The following is an 18,013-nucleotide window of genomic DNA, read 5'->3' on the forward strand; positions in this document are numbered from 1 at the left end:
CAGATGAATGATAACTCTGAACATCAAGCTCAAGAAGATGCAACGTCTGCTAATGACGTTGCTCTTTCAGATATATTATCTGCATGGCAAGAAGTATTAACGGTTTACAAATTGCAGATACTGAAAGCGAGCGATCTTGTTGGCTCAGAAATTAAACTCAGTGTTAAAGCGATGACCTTAAGTTTAATAGGCTTATTGGTGTTGGTTGGTATTGGTTTGATAATGTGGATAACCCTTTGTTTAACAATTGCTTATACTGTATTCACCTTTGGCGGTCATTGGTTATTGATCCCTTCTACAGTATTGTTGATTAATGCAGTTGTGGCTTGGATCAGCTTTAAATTGTATAAACAAAGTAAGTCGGCGATAGGGTTACCGTATGCAAAGTCGTTGTTGATGAACTCAGAGCCTGAGGAGTAAGCGATGTTTGATCTACTAAAAAAACATAAAGCAAATGTTCAGTATGTATATGATGATTATCAAATTGTTACATCGTATAAAAGGATGAGCATAGAGCAAGCGAAAAATAAAAGCTTATATGTTATTGGTTCGCCAAAAGGCTTAGCGGCTAGTTTTGCCGCAGGTTCAGTGGCTGGTTTATCGTCTTCTTCGCATCAGCGTTTATTACCTTTGATCAAATTGTTTGTATTTTAAATGACACTTGCTCTGAAGGCGGTAACATCGCTATTTATCTATTTGCTTTCAACATGTTTTTTAAAGTTATTTAGAATCATTTGCCATCCGTGTTTTTGTTGTTCTAACGTGCTTTCATCTTCTGTTTGAAAGGTTTCTTTAACTGTTGTGTCGTCGCCTTTTTCAATGAACTCAACCGATACAGAACGTCCATCATTTAGGGTGAAATTAATTGTGTTAAAAGCAATTATTTTGCTAAACTTTCCTGAAAAATCAAAGGCCATGGAGTTATCTTTCGCTGTCATTCGATAGTTAAACTGACCTCCTTCCTTAAAGTCTATTTCCGCGTTAGGGCAGCACCAATCGTCGTTGGCAAAATTCCAACATTTAATGTCTTCTGGTGTTACCCATGCCTGCCAAGTTGTGCTTAATGGCTTATTCACAGTTGCTTCTATTACTACGTTCATGTTATCTCCTCTGTATTAGATTAAAGTGTACGCTAAGCCAAAAACAGGCTTTGTGTATTAGTCGAACGTAGTGACTGTCAATCGACATGTTAATTTAACTTTTTTGAAAGCGTTAATGTTCAAACATAAACCAATGTTAGGTTGATTTTAGTTGTACAACTTTAAGAGTTAATAATGCATTGATATACAAACTATTTTTCAATTCCGATATAGCAATATATGAATTCAGTTTTAGGTTAAAGGTCATTCTCACTGATATTGTGTTTTTGTTTGAGTATTTTTTTCAGGTATTTTTTAATGACTTTCTGTTCAAAATAAAGAGCAGTAAAACTGCCTACGCCAAAAGTAGTAAAACCTAATAAGAGGACGATAAAGTTTAATCTTGAACCTTGAGTTAGGTAATTTAAGTACAGAGTAATAGGAATAACGATCACGAAAAACGTGAATACTTTAGTGAATTCACGCAGTAATTTGCTATTCGACTTTGCTTCAATAATATATTCATCAATGCACTGTTCAGGGATTTGGTTGGCACGAGGAAATGTTTTTTGTATCCAGTGTGAATAATCCAATAGTAGACCTTGTTACTTTTGTGTATAAAAACATAAATATACCAAGATATATTTGCGAGTTATAGTAATAAAACTCGCACTTTAGAGAGTCGTTTTAATATTATCCTAAAGATGTTAACGCTTGTTGTAATGAAGCTTGTATAGCTTTTAGCTGGGGGTTTTTGCTATTACTGGTGATGACATATAGGTTATGTAAAAAACTTCTTGTGTTATGAAGTTTTGCTAGGCCTTGCTCGCTTTGATAAACGCTTTGCCAGGTTTCAAATGGTGCCGGTGATGTTACAGAGGTTAACCAATTAGCGAATTCATCAGCGGAAAGTTTGTTTTGTAAAATAATATAAACCACAGGCATGGCTAAGCGTTTAGGCTCCCCAAAAGTATAGAAGGTATTTTTAGGAGAAATTTGTTGCTTGATTGCAGTTAATAATTGCTGATGCTGAGCTTTAGTCACTTGTTTATTAAGTGCAAGTTGTAAGAAAATATCAGCCGTGTGAGCAACATTGTGTCGCCAGCCTTCTTGTTCGTTAAATCCACGGTAATCTGAAATGTTTGACATGAAACGGGTGCTAACATCAACAATTGTCTGCCGTTCTTGCTCTGACATATAAGGGGTAATGCGATCAACACGCACCACTTCCGATAATACTAATGCCGCGAAAGGTTGTTCGAAACCATTCGGGTCTTTGCTCTTAGAAGCTAATATTGTTTGTAGCTTAAAGAGTAAAGTGTTGATTGTTTCTGTATCTAGTGCCTTGTTTCTTAGCCATGTACTGTATGCTTGATAGACAATTTCGTCACGTATTTTAGGATCAGGGTGAGACAAACAATTAAGTAGGGTGATCGCGAGATTATTGCGCTTTTTATCTTCTTCGATAGTAAAGTCATTTGTTTTTAAGGATTTGAGTGCTTCAACCGTAAGTTGTTGATGACAGTGACTAGCCAACGCAGCATTAGTAAATAATAGTAGTGAACCCATAAGGACTAACGAGTGTAGTTGCATTTTTATACCTTAATAAAGGCTTAGCTTGTGTTTAGCTAATACCGAAAATTGATTATCTAAGTTAGTGTTTCATTGTTTGTTAATTGTTGCTATGAGTCAATTAATCTGTGAGATAAGTTGTTATATTTTATAAACAAAGCTAATTCATTGACCGTTTTAAGGTGTTAACTGTAAAAGATAGTCTTTATAATCAACCGCAATACTCATCAGAATAAGCTACCTTGCTTTCGTTATCACATATGCATTATTTATTTGTTGTTTTTATTGGTGCTTTTTTACTGTTTCAAGTACAGCCACTGATCGCTAAATTAATTTTACCTTATTTCGGTGGTGGCGCTGCAGTTTGGACCGCCTGCATGCTTTTCTTTCAAGCTTTTTTATTAGCAGGTTATGGTTATAGTCATATATTGTCGAGAATTAGGTCAATAAAGCTACAAGTAATCTTACACATTTCCTTGTTGGTAATTAGTGTATTTACTTTGCCAATTGGTTTGTCTGAACATGTGTTACCTAAGGTATTTGTTGAAAGCCCACTGTTAAATATTTTATACCAATTGATGTTGTCGGTTGGATTACCTTATTTTATTTTATCGTCAACCGGCCCACTGGTACAAAACTGGTATGCTAGTAATCACCAAGGTAAGGCACCTTATTTTTTGTACTCTTGGTCTAACGTGGCTTCTTTAATTGCATTACTCAGTTTTCCTTTTGTGTTCGAGCCGATATTAGCCGCATCTACTCAATTAATTTTATGGTCGGTATTGTATGGTGTTTATGTTCTGGCTTTTATCGTTATAGCAATAACAACGTATCGCGGGCAGTTGCTTCAACCTATAGAAACAACACAATCGATAACAGGGGTAAATATCGATACGGGTGTTGCGAAAATTGATAGACACACACATGACTTTAATCTTACAAATGCTATTTCATGGGTCGCTTTGTCGTCACTTGGGGTGATTTTTTTAGTCGCTACTACTAATGCGATCACACAAAATGTTGCACCTATTCCATTTCTTTGGATCTTGCCTCTTTGCTTGTATCTGCTTAGTTTTATTATTTGTTTTCACAGCGATCGTTGGTACATTCGCTGGTATTGGCTGATATTGTTGATATTAGGTAGCATCATCGCGATATTCTTGTATTTCATCGGTTCTCAGTTTGATTTAATTACTCAAGTGATTCTATATAGCTTTGTATTGCTTGCTGCCTGCATGGTTTGTCACGGTGAATTAGCCAAAACTAAACCCGCGCCAAGGTATTTAACGCACTTTTATCTACTTATTGCGCTGGGCGGTTTTCTTGGTTCGTTATTTGTTGCCTTTATTGCCACGAATGTATTTCAACAATTTCTTGAATTTCCATTAGCGTTTATTAGCTTACTATTATTATTGTCAGTAGTGTATTGGCGAGAAAAACTGTCGATTAAGTATGTTTTAGCAATGTCAGTGTCTGTGGTGGTTTGTGTTTCTTTATTTACGGTTTTACTGAGTCGTTATCAACAAAATGATATTTTCCAACAACGTAATTTTTATGGCATTTTAACGGTAAAAGATGTTGATGTTGCAGGTAAAACTGAACGCCGCCTTGTTGATGGAACAACATCACACGGTACACAATATCTTGATGAATCATTACAACAAATACCGTTAAGTTATTATCGTAAAGGCACAGGAGGTGCAATTGCGATTGAGCTAATGCAACAGACAAAACAAACTGGGATCAATGTAGGGTTTGTCGGTTTAGGTGCTGGTGCGTTAGCAGCCTATGGTGAAAAGGAAGATAGTTTCAGCTTTTTTGAATTGAACCCTGCAGTGATTAACGCGGCTCAAGAATATTTTACTTTTTTATCGAATTCTAACGCTAACATTAAAGTAATAGAAGGAGATGCTCGCATTTCAATTGCCAAAGATGTTCAGCCATTAGCAAATAAACCTTTCGATGTGTTAATACTTGATGCGTTTTCAGGTGACAGTATTCCGCAACATTTACTGACCGTTGAAGCGTTTTCAATGTATCAGCAAGTTGTGAGTAAGCAGGGGATCATCGCGGTTCATATTTCTAATAGTCATTTAAATTTATTGCCATTGATGAAAGGGATAGCAGATCACACTCAAATGGCATTAGTGTATTTTCATACGGCAGGTAAACGTGCTGAAAGCCATGATACTGATTGGGTTTGGCTGACACACAATAATAATTTAATAGATAACCCTGTCGTTAAGTTACAAAGTACGCGAGTAAAATTGTCATCGTCAGAGCAAATAGTTTGGACTGATGATCACAGCCACTTAATGTCATTACTTAAATGATCAAAGCTATCGCAGGCATAAAGACGCTTATGCCTGCGAAATAAGATTACCAAGTACCTGTATTTTCCATATTATGCCAAGGTTCTTTTGGTGGCAAAGCATCGCCTTTTTGTAATAGCTCAATTGAGATCCCATCAGGTGACTTTACAAATGCCATATGGCCGCAGCGAGGTGGGCGATTAATAACTACGCCATTATCCATTAAATGCTGGCATGTAGCGTATATATCATCAACTTCATAAGCTAAATGACCAAAATTCCTGCCTGATTGGTACTCTTCCTCTGAATCCCAGTTATAGGTTAACTCTATTTCAGGCGCACCTTTTTCAGTGGCTAGGAAGATTAAAGTGAACTTACCTTCTGGTACGTCGTAACGGTTGGTTTCAATAAGTCCGAGTTTATTTATAAAAAAATCGAGTGACGCATCGACATCTGTCACGCGAACCATGGTATGAAGAAACTTCATATGAACCTCTATTAATGAATCTTACGAAATGCTCTATTGAACAACGATAGTATAATTTATCTTATCAATATCATTATAAAACGATATCGCAGGTTTCTGTAATACATTGATACTAACTATTTGTTAAATTTAATTTTAGTCCAATAATGCCGACTATGATCAGACTGATAAAAAATAACTGAATGATGGTTAAGCTATGTTGATACATAACAAAATTTATTAATACGATAGTACATACTCCCACCGCTAACCAGATCAAATAGGCAATGGTGATCGGAATTTCCCTGATAGCAAACGAAAACAATACAAGACTAATTACCATAGAAATTACAGCAAGTAGTACGTAGGGAAACTTAGAAAAGGATGCGGATTTGTCAAGAAAGAAGAGCCAACCTGCCTCAAAAATACCTGCAACAATGAGAAAAAACCAATACATAATTCTACTCCAATTAAAGGGCCGTCCCTGATGGAATAGAGCGGTGAGGTCGTCCTCACTTCGGTTAATGTTTTTAAATTATACGCTTTATTACCGGTTATTCGAAGTTACTTTTCGAAAAAAGTAAAAAAGCGGTTGAAAATGCTATATAACAAAATTATTATATAATGAATTTGTTATATAGGTGGTTTATGAAAGTTCTTTTTTTATGTTCGGAGAACTCTGCACGATCAATAATGGCTGAAGCATTGTTAAAACATCATGGTAAAGAGCAATTTGCTGTTTATAGTGCAGGTACTCACCCATCAGGTATTGAACCAAAGGCAGTAAAGGCGATTACGCACTTTGGTCTACCAATAGATGGACTATCATCTAATAGCCTTGATGACGTAAAAGAAATTCATTTTGATTACGTGATTACTTTGTGCGACAAAGCAGCGAAAGAGTGTGATACCAGCGTAATGGGAACCAATTGTTTGTTTTGGGACTTTCCTGAACCACGCAGTAGAATGGTTGCTAATCCTTATGAGAAAACACTTCAAGAGCTAAATGAGCGAATAAAAATGTTTTTGCTAATTCAAGAAAAGCAAAAGCCAACCCCAATATCGCCTACTGTTTTTTTTAAGTGTCTAGCAGATGAAGTACGACTTAAAACGTTATTGATTATTGCTGTCGAACAAGAAGCATGTGTTTGTGAAATCATGGAAGCGTTAAATGAAAAGAGTCAGCCGAAAGTATCTCGTCATTTAGCGCAGCTGAGAAACACAGGCATATTATCATCAAGAAAGCATCAACAATGGGTGTTTTACTCACTAAACCCCACATTAACAAGTTGGATGAAAGCTGTGATCACATCCACCGTGATCAATGAACCACATTGTATTGAACAAGAGCTTGCTCGTTTAAATGCGATGGGGGATCGTCCTACGCGTATTAAGCGCTGCTGTAATTAGGGGGGAACTAATGGGAATCTTCGAACGATATTTATCTTTATGGGTCGCTATTTGTATTTTTTTCGGAGTGATTTTTGGGGTGTATTTCCCTGAATTTTTTTCTTGGGTAGCTAATGCCGAAATCGCGCAAGTTAATATTTTTGTGGCAGTTTTCATTTGGTTAATGATTTATCCCATGATGGTTCAAATTGATTTTTCCACCATTAAAGATGTTGGAAAAAATCCGTCAGGATTAGTGCTTACCGTTGTGATTAACTGGTTTGTTAAACCATTTTCAATGGCTGCCTTAGGTTGGTTGTTTTTTGAGGTGCTGTTCACTGACTTCGTTAACCCTGAAACAGCTCAAGAATATATTGCAGGCATGATTTTACTTGGCGTCGCTCCTTGTACTGCAATGGTATTTTTATGGTCACAATTAACAAAAGGTGATGCAAACTATACCTTAGTTCAGGTATCGTTAAATGATATTATCATGATCTTTGCTTTTGCACCCATAGCTGCCTTCTTGCTAGGTGTAGCTGATATCAATGTTCCCTGGAATACCTTACTATATTCAGTATTGCTATATGTTGTACTGCCCTTAATTGCGGGGGTTTTAACGCGAGCAATACTGAATAAATCAGAACGCAAAAATAAATCAATTGATGAACTCATATCAAAGTTCAAACCGTTTTCAATGGTGGGTTTATTGTTGACAGTGGTTTTACTTTTCGCTTTTCAAGCTCAGCGTATTATTGAACAACCTCAAACTATCGTATTAATTGCAATACCGTTAGTAATACAAACGTACGGTATTTTTATTATTGCCTATCTCTTGGCTTTAAAATTAAAGCTGAAACAAAACATTGCTGCTCCAGCTTGTTTAATAGGCACATCAAACTTTTTTGAATGAGCAGTGGCAGTAGCTATTTCATTATTTGGTTTACATTCAGGAGCTGCGTTAGCAACGGTTGTTGGTGTGTTGGTAGAAGTGCCTGTGATGTTGTCTTTGGTTGCATTTGTGAACAAAACACGTCATTGGTTTGAACCATGAACAAAATAATAACCATTTGAATTTTATAGTTAAATTTTAGAAATATAGTAAGCGCAATGCTTAGTTCTTTTATAAATAATGTGTTTATTCAGTAAAAACAGGAGATGTTAAGATGACGATTAAAGTTGGTATCAACGGTTTTGGACGCATGGGCCGTTTAACCTTAAGGGCTGCATTTAAGTCAAACGCGATTGAGTTTGTTCAGATAAATGATCCGGCAGGCAACGCTGAAACATTAGCACATTTATTGAAGTACGATTCTGTTCACGGTATTTGGCAGCATAAAATTGAACATGATAATGCCACATTATTGATTGATGAGCAGGCTATTAAGGTTACGCAAAATAAGGAAATTCAGGACACAGATTGGTCTGGATGTGATGTGGTAATAGAAGCATCTGGCAAAATGAAAACGAAAGAGAAATTGCAGGGCTATTTTGATCAAGGAGTTAAAAAGGTTGTAGTAACTGCGCCCGTAAAAGAGGAAGGGGTGTTAAATATTGTCATGGGGGTCAACGATGATCTGTATGATGTCAAAAACCATGACATTGTTACTGCAGCTTCATGTACCACTAATTGCTTAGCGCCTATTGTTAAGGTTTTACAAGAAAATATTGGTATCAAACACGGTTCAATAACCACTATTCACGATATTACCAATACCCAAACTATTTTAGATGCACCACATAAAGACTTAAGGCGTGCTCGTGCTTGTGGTATGAGTTTAATTCCCACGACAACTGGCTCTGCAACGGCGATTAGCCATATTTTTCCTGAGTTAAAAGGCCGATTAAACGGCCATGCGATAAGAGTACCGTTAGCAAATGCGTCTATCACCGATTGCGTTTTTGAACTTGAACGAAAAACCACAGTTGATGAGCTAAATAATTGGTTTAAAGCTGCAGCTGAAACTGATTTAGCAGGTATTTTGGGCTACGAAGAAAAGCCACTAGTATCAATTGATTATAAAACTGATCCTCGCTCTAGCATTGTCGATGCATTGTCGACCATGGTGATAAATGATACCCAAGTTAAAATTTATGCTTGGTATGATAATGAATGGGGTTACGCGAATAGAACAGCCGAACTGGTTATTAAAGTGGCACTTAGTATTAAGTAGGGTATTTAAGCCAAATGTTTCAACGAATTAAATTATCAGATGATATTAAACAATATTTAATTGTAACGGGCAATTATTGGGCATTCACATTAACTGATGGTGCTTTGAGAATGCTTGTGGTGTTGTATTTTCATCAGCTTGGCTATTCGCCATTAAATATTGCATTGCTGTTTTTATTCTATGAAGTGTTTGGGGTTATTACTAACCTATTTGGTGGTTATTTAGGTGCGAAGATTGGTTTAAACCGCACCATGAATATTGGCCTGGCAATACAAATTATTGCATTACTCTTATTAACCGTACCTACTGATTGGTTGACTGTTGTCTATGTAATGATCGCCCAAGCTTTATCTGGGATCGCTAAAGACCTGAATAAAATGAGTGCTAAAAGTGCCATAAAAATGTTAGTGGCAAGTGGGCAGGAAGGCACATTGTTTAAATGGGTTGCCATATTAACGGGTTCGAAAAATGCGTTGAAAGGGTTTGGATTTTTTATTGGTGGCATATTGCTTACTTTGTTGTCTTTTAAAGGGGCAATGCTTTCAATGGCAGTGGTGCTAATTCTTGTGTGGTGCTTTAGTATTTATGCTTTAAAAAGCGATTTAGGCAAAGCGAAAACTACACCAAAATTTCGTGAGATATTTTCAAAAAGTTCGGCCATTAATTCACTGTCTGCTGCCCGTATGTTTTTATTTGGAGCTCGCGATGTATGGTTTGTTGTTGCATTGCCGGTGTTTTTATCTCAAGTTTTTAATTGGGATCATTGGACTGTTGGTGGTTTTCTTGCCGCTTGGGTTATAGGTTATGGAATTGTACAGTCATGCGCACCTGCTCTTTTTAACTTAACATCTGGGGTATCTCCAGCTAAAGAAGCGGTTAAGTGGGCGGCACCATTAGCGTTAGTTACATTTTGCATTGCCATTATGTTGTCTTTTCAGTGGGCGATTCAGATCTCTTTAATAATAGGTCTACTTCTGTTTGGCGTATTATTTGCGATTAACTCTTCATTACATAGTTACTTGATTGTCAGTATGGCCGATGCAGATGGCGTATCATTAGATGTTGGCTTTTACTATATGGCTAATGCTATGGGCAGACTAATTGGCACCATTCTGTCTGGTTGGGTTTATCAGTACTATGGGTTAACGGCTTGTTTATTTATCTCCAGTGTTTTTATCATCTTAGCGATGTTGGTATCGTGTAGATTGCCAAAAACGACGCTTATTTGAGTACAAACTTCATTGTTAAAAATCTTCGTTTTCGCAGAATTTTCCTGCATGTTCATGTGTTTTTTTGTGATTTTTTGCTCTTTTTTAAATTAATAAGTTTTTAAACCATGTTTAAAATTTAAAAAAGAGATTGCGAAACTTTTACTTGTATTGTTATGATATAACATATCAAGAGTTAACCTGTTTTAAACAATCATAATGAAGAAAAGTATTTTTAAACGTACTGCTATTGCAAGTGCGGTTTGTAGTAGTGCTATTTTAAGTCCTGTCTATGCGGATGACATCGAACATGTAGAAGTTACCGCCACACGTATTCAAAGTAAAATTAGTGATGTTCCTGCCAGTATTGCTGTGATCGATGAAAAAGCGCTTAAGCAATTAAGTGCAAATAAATTAAGCGATTTATTACGGTATCAACCCGGTGTTACGGTAGAAAAATCAGGTCATCGTCATGGTGATGCTAATATCAATATTCGTGGTATTAACGGTAATCGTATTTTGGTGATCAAAGATGGCACTATCATGCCTGACGGATTTGGCTCAGCAGGGGTATCACAAGGGCGTGGTAACTTTGATCCGTTTAGTTTACAGCAAGTTGAAATTTTAAAGGGACCTGCTTCAGCATTATATGGTTCTAATGCACTGGGTGGTGTGGTGCTATTAAAAACGGTAGATCCAAAACAGTTACTGCAACGAGAAAATGAATCTTTTTATACAAGCATAAACACAGGGTATTTTTCTGAAGATAAGCGAAAACGTATAGGTGCGACCGTCGCTAGTGAAGTTTCTGGGGGTTATATGCTTGCACAAATGCAGCATCAATCTTTCTCAGAAACAGATGTGAACAGCGATTATAAGGTTAATCCAAAAGACGGGAGTGCTGATAACGTTTTTGTAAAATGGGTGTTTGACAGTATAGAAAATCAAAAGCTTCAGTTAACTGCTGATTACTTTAACCAAGAAACAGAGAATAAGTTAAATACAAATTTGGGCCCTACAGCCGGTGCTCCGGGTACTGAAATTACATTAGCTACTGCAGATGATAAATCGAAAGTTTGGCGTGTGGGAGTTCAACATGAATTATATGATACTTTATGGACAGATACACTTAAGTGGCAGCTAGATTATCAATATTCAAATTACCAACAATTTGAGCAAGAGCAAGTAGATAATTCAGGTAGTGCTTTTCCACCAATTCCACCTTCAAGCTATTTTACAGACGAACACGAAGATTTTGAACAAAAACAAGTGAATGTGAGTGTTTTAGGTGAAAAAATAGTTGGAGATCATCATTTCTTACTTGGGTTTGATTATTTAGATAAATCTGTTACTCGTCCTATCCACCGTACTGAAGTTGACTTGTTGACTAATGAATCAACGTCAATAATAGATGGTTATCAACATCCAGGTAAAACATTTCCTGATGCTGACGTAACGCAACTTGGCATCTTTGCACAAGATTATTTTACCGTGTCTGATCATTTATCATTTGTGATGGGAGTTAGATACGATAAATTCAAAAACACCCCTAATGTTGATCAAGCATACCAAAATTTCAATGTTGCTGGGGCTGTACCCAAAAGCTACTCAGACGATGCTATTTCTCCGCATGTTGGCATGGTTTATAACTTTAATGAACAAACATCAGTTTTTGCTAATTTCACCACGGGATTTAGAGCCCCACCGATTGCCGAGCAATATATCAGCCGTGCTATTTTAGTGCCTGTTCCCGGAGTACCCCACGAAGTTATTCCCAATAATGAGCTTGAATCTGAAACCTCGCAAGGTGTGGAGTTAGGTATTCGTTGGCATAACGAAGTCAGTAAAATAGAGTTTTCTGTTTACCGAAATGATTTTGAAGACTTTATTGATAGTAAAACAATTGGTTACCGAGAAATGTTCCCAATGTTTGTAGATCAATTAGCGATTCGCCAAATTCAATATCAAAATGTTGACGAAGTACGTATTAAAGGGGCTGAACTTAGCGGACATTTAATGTTAGATACAATATTGCCAAAGGGCTGGCGAGGTGATCTACATGCTGCATTAAGTGTTATTGATGGCGAAAATACATTAAATGGTTCTGGCTTAAATTCTGTACCAGGTAATACTGGCGTTATTGGTTTTAGTATTTCTCCTAATGAAGCGCTAACGTTTAACTGGCATTTACGCGCTTCAACTAAAGCTGATGATGCTGAATCGTTAAGTCAGCATGGTCAACCACTACCTGTATTTGAACCGCCTGGTTATGGAATTCAAGATCTAAGCATTCAATATCTTGTCAATAACGATTTTGCGATATCTTTATCAGCTTATAATATCACCGATAAGCAATATTGGGGAGCTAGTGCTAAAGGTAGCGATGCAACGGGGAATTTAAGTTCGTCAGTGCAACCAGGACGCAACTTTGCCGTTACTGCAAGTTATCAATTCTAACGTTTTCTATCCGAAGCTACATAGGGTTAATCCCCTATGTAAACCTACTAAAGTGAATTATGAATACTGTCAAATTGTTTCAAAAATTTAAATATTTGCTATTGCTACTAATTACAATTGTTGTTGTAGCAGGGCTTTATCGCACTTATATGTCGCCAACACGAATTGCTTTGATTAATTATCAAGACTTTCAAGCAGCTAGAATGTTTAAAGCAAAAGATAGCGATTGGATTTCAATTGATCGTGTTAATAAAGCGGATGTTACAGCATTTACTGATTATGACGTTATTTATATTTTTGGTAGAGGGCTTTCTCTAACGCCTGAACAAGTCACAGCATTTAAATATGCAGGAAACCAAGGAGTTAGCATTGTTGTTGAGTCGGCGACTAATCCCAGAATAGATGTTACGAATGTTCCAGCTTCGTTGTTATCGAAAATTACGGCTTATTTTAAATATGGTGGAGAGTTTAATTATCAACAACTTCTAAGGTTTAGTCGAACAGATTTAGACCAAAAAACGTTTGGTGTTGATGCGCCAAAACTAGTGAAAGAGAACACTACAGATGTACTTTTTCATAAAGATGAGACCCAATTATTTTCTGACGTTGAGGGGTATCAAAACTATTATGAAACGCTTGAGAGCTATCAAAGCCAAGGAAAAAAAATAGCTTTACTGACCAGTGTTCCAGGTCCTTTCAATGCTAATCGCGATCATTTAGATGCCTTAATAGATAAGTTTGAAGCAGATGGTTTTCGCGTTTATCCCATTGCGAGTAGTAAACGTCGATTACCTTTAATAAAAGAAATTAATCCTGATGCTGTAGTGATGATGCCTCATGGGCGCATGCAACTTGGCAATGGTCAGCAAACCATAGACTTTTTGAAAAGTAAAAATATTCCATTGTTCGCGCCAGTTTCAGTATTTGAGCACTATGATAAATGGTTGAAAAATCGTCAAGGTTTTAGTGATTCTTTATTAACAATGAATGTTGTGATGCCTGAGTTAGATGGAGCTATTGTGCCCTATGCGATTAATGCGCAATTTTTTGATGATAACAATTTTCAAATTTTTAAAGCGATGCCAAAGCGTCTAAATAATTTTAGCGATATGGTTTCACGCTGGTTGAAGCTAAAAAGTGTTGAAAATAACAATAAAAAATTAGCAATTGTGTATTTTAGAGGGCCAGGAAAAAACGCGTTAGTTGCAGGGAATATGGAAGTGGCACCTTCCTTATTCAATACATTACAACACCTGAAAAAGCAGGGATATAATCTAGGCAACTTACCTGACGATTACACACAGTTTAAACATGATTTAAACCGTCAAGGAGCAGTTATGGCGCCCTATGCACAAGGCGCGATAGAGAAATTCATGCTTGAAGGAAAGCCTGCACTCGTGCCTGCTACAACTTACCAATCATGGTGTAATGAATTACTTGCTGATGGCTTGTGTGATGAAATAAATACGCATTATGGGCAAGCACCAGGTAACTTTATGGTAACTCGTAAGCAGGATGAGAAACAAAGCCAATCATATATCGCAGTTGCTCGACTGAAATATGGAAATATTGTTTTGGTTCCCCAGCCATTACCAGGCTTAGGTGAAGACACCTTTAAGTTAGTTCACGGTACAAGAAAAGCACCACCACATAGTTATATCGCACCTTATTTATGGATACGTGAGCAATTCAATGCAGACGCAATCTTGCATTATGGAACTCATGGTAGTTTAGAGTTTACTCAAGGGAAGCAAGTTGCACTATCTGAATACGATTGGGCAGATGCACTTATTGGAAACACACCACACTTTTATATTTATACCATGAGTAATGTTGGTGAAGCTATTATTGCTAAGCGTCGAAGTTATGCCACTATTTTATCTCATCTAACCGCACCATTTAAAGAATCTGGGATATACAGCGAGTTAAAAACGCTATCTGAATTAGCGATGGATTATAACCAAGTAACTGGTAGCGTTAGAAAAAGTAAGAAGCAACAGATTAACCAGCTTTTAGAGCAACATGACCTATTAGTCGATCTTGAAATAGCTCATGAGAGTCTACAATTAGCAGATAAAGACTGGCAACAGCGTGTGCTTTTACCGTTATCTAAATGGTTAGAAACGATTGCCCAAGCAAAAATATCCAGTGGTTTATATACGTTAGGTACTGCTTACAGCGCAGAACAAGCGAAACAAACTGCTCATTTGATGGCATTAGATACGCTAACCGATAGCTACGAAAAAATTGTAAAGCTTTCGAATTTAGCATCAGATCAAAACAGTCGAATATTAGCAAAAGAGTGGATCTCGCGAGTATTTCAGGGAGAGAAAGGTGAGGAAGTCTTTAATGCCTTGATCCCAGTCTCATTACAGCAGCGCGCTGAAGTATGGTTCGATCAGAATAAACAAATATCGCAATCTGAAATCATTAAGTCTTTTATTGCGATGTCTGAAAATGGGAAAAAGCAAAAGGTACTTAATCTAAGTCATGATGCCTTAATGCAACTCACAGCAGAAGTGATAAGCGATACCGATAGTAAAGCATTTATTCTCAGCCTTAAAAACGAACAATCTTTTGGTCATGTGTCTAAAGCATTAGATCCACAAGCAAGAGAAAAAGCAAAATTATTGGCTAAGGTTATTCCTGCTATTGCAACTGCAATTGAACAATTAGAAAAACCGAAAGTTGCTAAGCTGGTTAACGTAATGCAGCAAGATGAAAACCGCCAGCAGGTATTGTCTTGGCTATCTTCAGATGATTTAGCTGAAAAAATTGCCAACCAAAAAGCAAAAAATCTTAAAACTTTACATAGTCAATTAGCCAAACAGTTACCTAATTTATTTCAAATAACTTCTCACGAAGCGACTTGGTTAGAGGTTGATCAGAAACGTAAGCAGCTACTTGCCTTTAAACAACAACTTGATAGCGAACCTTCCCTGTTAACAGAGCTTAGTGGTGCTATTGAAAAGCATACCGGGCTTTCAGAAAAGGTGTTTCAAGCAACGCTCGACAAGAAATATTACCAACTTAATGATGTGCTTGCAGAGATGAAAATAAAAGAACAGACGCTTGCTATGGCTATTAAACACTTTAAAACGGGTTTATTGAATTTACAGCAATCTAGACAGTATTTATTAAATGGTGCTGCAATGGAGTTCTCAGCCATTAGTAATGCGTTGAAGGGAGGCTATACGGCTCCTAGCTCTGGTGGAGATCCAGTGCTTAATCCTTCGGCGTTACCCACTGGTCGAAATATGTATGCAATTGATGCTGAGAAAACACCAAGTGAGGCTGCTTGGCAGGTAGGTAAATCTCTGGCTGAAGACTTATTGGCATCGCATTTAGATAAAACAGGAAACTACCCTAAAAAAGTTAGTTTCACGTTATGGCCTAGTGAATTTATTCACACGCAAGGAGCAACGATTGCTGAAATTCTATTTTTGCTGGGAGTTGAACCTGTACGAGATCCTTTTGGTCGTGTAAAGAATCTTGCGTTGATCCCCGCTGAAAAGTTAATGCGTCCTCGCATTGATGTTGTGGTGCAATCAGCCGGGCAACTGCGTGATATTGCAGCTTCTAGGTTAGCACTAATTGAAAGAGCTGTTCGAATGGTTGCAGATGCAAAAGAAGATAGCCAAGAAAACTATGTGGCTAAAGGGGTAAGAGATGCTGAAAAGTATATGTTAGCTCAGGGAGTCTCACCACTGGAAGCTAAAATGAGTGCTTATCGGCGTAGCTTTGGCGGTGTAAATGGCGCTTATGGTACGGCCATTATGTCAAAAGTAGAAGGTGGTGAGTATTGGCAAACTGATAGTGATATCGCTAAACAATATCTCGAAAATATGGGGGCAGTATACGGAGATAGTGAAACATGGGGAGATTATAATCCTCACTTATTTGCTGCAGCATTGCAAAATACAGAGGTTGTTATTCAGCCCAGAAGTAGTAATACCTGGGGGGCATTAAGTCTTGATCACGTATATGAGTTTATGGGGGGGTTAAACTTGGCGGTACGTGAAGTAACAGGAAAAGACCCACAAGCTTATTTCAATGACTACCGTAACCCTAATAAAGCGAAATTATCTACGCTACACGAAACAATATGGACAGAAATGCGTACTACGTTACTTAATCCTACTTATATACGTGACTTAATGAAAGGGGAGGCAAGTAGTGCTGAGACGTTTGCTGAAACATTTCGAAATACCTACGGTTGGAATGTGATGAAACCTGATGCAATCGATAATAGTGTATGGAATAACTTGTATGATGTTTATGTGCAAGATAGTAAGCAGCTTAACGTGCAAGAATTTTTTGAACGTGAGAACCCTTTTGCGTTACAAGAAATGACAGGTGTTATGTTAGAAACTGCTCGTAAAGGTTTATGGCAAGCTTCAGATGCTCAACTAAAAGCAGTTTCTCAATTACATGCAAAATTAGTTAGTGAGTTTGAGGCGGGTTGTGGAGGTTTTACTTGTGGGAATGCTTCATTACAAGCATTTATCAAGAAAAACATTTCGGATCAACAATTAAAAAATGAATATCAACAGCAACTCGAAGCCGCACAAGTTGCTTCAAGTGCTCAAAATGGTGTTGTACTCACTAAACAGGGCTCTAAGGCAGAACAAACAGCAGAGCAAACCAAGACGAGTAAAAAAACGAAGTTAGAGAGTGCAAGTAATGTTTCTAGTACGAATTGGTTTTGGTTATTGCTAGCGTTACCTTTATTACTGCTGCTCGTTAAAAGAAAGCGACATGCTTAATATTAATGAGTGGTTGCTGATTAGCAGTGTGCTTGTCTTTTCAATACAAGGTACTGCTATAGAGCCAAGAAGAATTAAATTTTTATTGCCTATTGTTATGTGCATTTTATTGTTTATCACTATTGCCATGACAGACTTTATTACCGCACAACGGTTACCCCATTGGTTAAGCATTGCTAAACAACAGTCTCAGGCATTACAGATAATAGTATTACTTGAGGCTGCGTTAGTGTGTTTTAGTCAATTAAAAGTACTACCGATCAGTTTTCTTTTAGCATTTTCTTTGGGGCATTTAACTTTTTTACAACAAGGGTTTGTAGAAGGTACGTTTATTATGCAGGGTATTATGTATGCGGTAATAGTGACTGTTTTGATTTTCATCAATTGTGTATTTGCTGCAATTGATCGTATTTGGCGGAATATTTTATTTACTGCGTTGTTATTGAGTGTTTTCTTTACTTCTTTTGAAATGGCAGAAAATGTCGATGTGGCTTTTAGTTGGTTTGAATTATTCATCAGTGTGTTGAGTGTGATAGCGCTACTTTTATTAGGCGTTATTCAACACAAGTTTAACAATATTAGGAATTAGC

14 protein-coding genes and 1 pseudogene are annotated in these 18,013 nt (G+C 37.1%); 10 read left to right on the forward strand and 5 right to left on the reverse strand.

The window, feature by feature from the left end; all coding sequences use genetic code 11:
• Positions 1–3 precede the first annotated feature (3 nt).
• Complete coding sequence (locus Q4489_RS06595) at positions 4–420, forward strand: hypothetical protein (RefSeq protein WP_303478297.1); 417 nt, start codon at positions 4–6, stop codon at positions 418–420.
• Between the two features lie 3 nt (positions 421–423).
• A complete protein-coding gene (locus Q4489_RS06600) occupies positions 424–654 on the forward strand; it encodes a hypothetical protein (protein ID WP_303478299.1) in 231 nt (76 codons plus the stop codon).
• Positions 655–692: 38 nt separating this feature from the next.
• Here the strand turns inward: Q4489_RS06600 and Q4489_RS06605 are convergent, their stop codons facing one another.
• The 3 genes from Q4489_RS06605 to Q4489_RS06615 form a co-directional block, all read right to left on the reverse strand.
• Positions 693–1,100, reverse strand: coding sequence for an SRPBCC domain-containing protein (locus Q4489_RS06605; protein WP_303478300.1), 408 nt, complete (start codon positions 1,098–1,100; stop codon positions 693–695).
• A 236-nt stretch (positions 1,101–1,336) separates the two neighbouring features.
• Positions 1,337–1,672, reverse strand: coding sequence for a hypothetical protein (locus tag Q4489_RS06610; RefSeq protein WP_303478302.1), 336 nt, complete (start codon positions 1,670–1,672; stop codon positions 1,337–1,339).
• Positions 1,673–1,772: 100 nt separating this feature from the next.
• Entirely contained in the window at positions 1,773–2,672 is a 900-nt protein-coding gene (locus Q4489_RS06615; protein ID WP_303478304.1) for a DUF2785 domain-containing protein, read from the reverse strand.
• Between the two features lie 239 nt (positions 2,673–2,911).
• Between Q4489_RS06615 and Q4489_RS06620 the strand changes: the two genes are divergently transcribed.
• Positions 2,912–4,984 (forward strand): spermidine synthase, encoded by a 2,073-nt coding sequence (locus tag Q4489_RS06620; protein WP_303478305.1) that lies wholly within the window; start codon positions 2,912–2,914, stop codon positions 4,982–4,984.
• A gap of 46 nt (positions 4,985–5,030) precedes the next feature.
• On the opposite strand, the gene Q4489_RS06625 is transcribed toward Q4489_RS06620, so the two are convergent.
• Entirely contained in the window at positions 5,031–5,450 is a 420-nt protein-coding gene (locus tag Q4489_RS06625; protein ID WP_303478307.1) for a VOC family protein, read from the reverse strand.
• 112 nt (positions 5,451–5,562) lie between these two features.
• A complete protein-coding gene (locus Q4489_RS18290; protein WP_368389588.1) occupies positions 5,563–5,886 on the reverse strand; it encodes a multidrug efflux SMR transporter in 324 nt (107 codons plus the stop codon).
• 191 nt (positions 5,887–6,077) lie between these two features.
• Here Q4489_RS18290 and Q4489_RS06630 point away from each other — a divergent pair, with 191 nt between their 5' ends.
• From Q4489_RS06630 to Q4489_RS06660, 7 genes and pseudogenes are all read left to right on the forward strand, one after another.
• Positions 6,078–6,839 (forward strand): metalloregulator ArsR/SmtB family transcription factor, encoded by a 762-nt coding sequence (locus Q4489_RS06630; protein WP_303478309.1) that lies wholly within the window; start codon positions 6,078–6,080, stop codon positions 6,837–6,839.
• A gap of 10 nt (positions 6,840–6,849) precedes the next feature.
• Positions 6,850–7,872, forward strand: a pseudogene (arsB, locus tag Q4489_RS06635) (ACR3 family arsenite efflux transporter).
• 112 nt (positions 7,873–7,984) lie between these two features.
• On the forward strand, positions 7,985–8,992 hold the full coding sequence (locus Q4489_RS06640) for an ArsJ-associated glyceraldehyde-3-phosphate dehydrogenase (RefSeq protein ID WP_303478312.1): 1,008 nt from the start codon (positions 7,985–7,987) through the stop codon (positions 8,990–8,992).
• 14 nt (positions 8,993–9,006) lie between these two features.
• Positions 9,007–10,221: an organoarsenical effux MFS transporter ArsJ gene (gene arsJ / locus Q4489_RS06645; protein ID WP_303478313.1), complete on the forward strand. Its 1,215-nt coding sequence runs from the start codon at positions 9,007–9,009 to the stop codon at positions 10,219–10,221.
• A gap of 198 nt (positions 10,222–10,419) precedes the next feature.
• A complete protein-coding gene (locus tag Q4489_RS06650; RefSeq protein WP_303478315.1) occupies positions 10,420–12,657 on the forward strand; it encodes a TonB-dependent hemoglobin/transferrin/lactoferrin family receptor in 2,238 nt (745 codons plus the stop codon).
• 59 nt (positions 12,658–12,716) lie between these two features.
• Positions 12,717–17,423 (forward strand): cobaltochelatase subunit CobN, encoded by a 4,707-nt coding sequence (locus tag Q4489_RS06655; protein WP_303478317.1) that lies wholly within the window; start codon positions 12,717–12,719, stop codon positions 17,421–17,423.
• On the forward strand, positions 17,416–18,012 hold the full coding sequence (locus Q4489_RS06660; protein ID WP_303478319.1) for a hypothetical protein: 597 nt from the start codon (positions 17,416–17,418) through the stop codon (positions 18,010–18,012). The genes Q4489_RS06655 and Q4489_RS06660 overlap by 8 nt, the downstream gene beginning before the upstream one ends.
• Position 18,013: the final 1 nt, after the last annotated feature.

It is taken from the genome of Thalassotalea sp. 1_MG-2023 (assembly GCF_030546745.1).
In the GTDB taxonomy this organism is placed as follows: Bacteria; Pseudomonadota; Gammaproteobacteria; order Enterobacterales; family Alteromonadaceae; genus Thalassotalea_C.

Coding starts and splice junctions, on each gene's coding strand:
- Q4489_RS06605 (WP_303478300.1), bottom strand. CDS start 1,100: ATGAACGTAGTAATAGAAGCAACTGTGAATAAGCCATTAAGCACAACT.
- Q4489_RS06655 (WP_303478317.1), top strand. CDS start 12,717: ATGAATACTGTCAAATTGTTTCAAAAATTTAAATATTTGCTATTGCTA.
- Q4489_RS18290 (WP_368389588.1), bottom strand. CDS start 5,886: ATGTATTGGTTTTTTCTCATTGTTGCAGGTATTTTTGAGGCAGGTTGG.
- arsJ (WP_303478313.1), top strand. CDS start 9,007: ATGTTTCAACGAATTAAATTATCAGATGATATTAAACAATATTTAATT.
- Q4489_RS06640 (WP_303478312.1), top strand. CDS start 7,985: ATGACGATTAAAGTTGGTATCAACGGTTTTGGACGCATGGGCCGTTTA.
- Q4489_RS06625 (WP_303478307.1), bottom strand. CDS start 5,450: ATGAAGTTTCTTCATACCATGGTTCGCGTGACAGATGTCGATGCGTCA.
- Q4489_RS06595 (WP_303478297.1), top strand. CDS start 4: ATGAATGATAACTCTGAACATCAAGCTCAAGAAGATGCAACGTCTGCT.
- Q4489_RS06630 (WP_303478309.1), top strand. CDS start 6,078: ATGAAAGTTCTTTTTTTATGTTCGGAGAACTCTGCACGATCAATAATG.
- Q4489_RS06615 (WP_303478304.1), bottom strand. CDS start 2,672: ATGCAACTACACTCGTTAGTCCTTATGGGTTCACTACTATTATTTACT.
- Q4489_RS06600 (WP_303478299.1), top strand. CDS start 424: ATGTTTGATCTACTAAAAAAACATAAAGCAAATGTTCAGTATGTATAT.
- Q4489_RS06660 (WP_303478319.1), top strand. CDS start 17,416: ATGCTTAATATTAATGAGTGGTTGCTGATTAGCAGTGTGCTTGTCTTT.
- Q4489_RS06620 (WP_303478305.1), top strand. CDS start 2,912: ATGCATTATTTATTTGTTGTTTTTATTGGTGCTTTTTTACTGTTTCAA.
- Q4489_RS06650 (WP_303478315.1), top strand. CDS start 10,420: ATGAAGAAAAGTATTTTTAAACGTACTGCTATTGCAAGTGCGGTTTGT.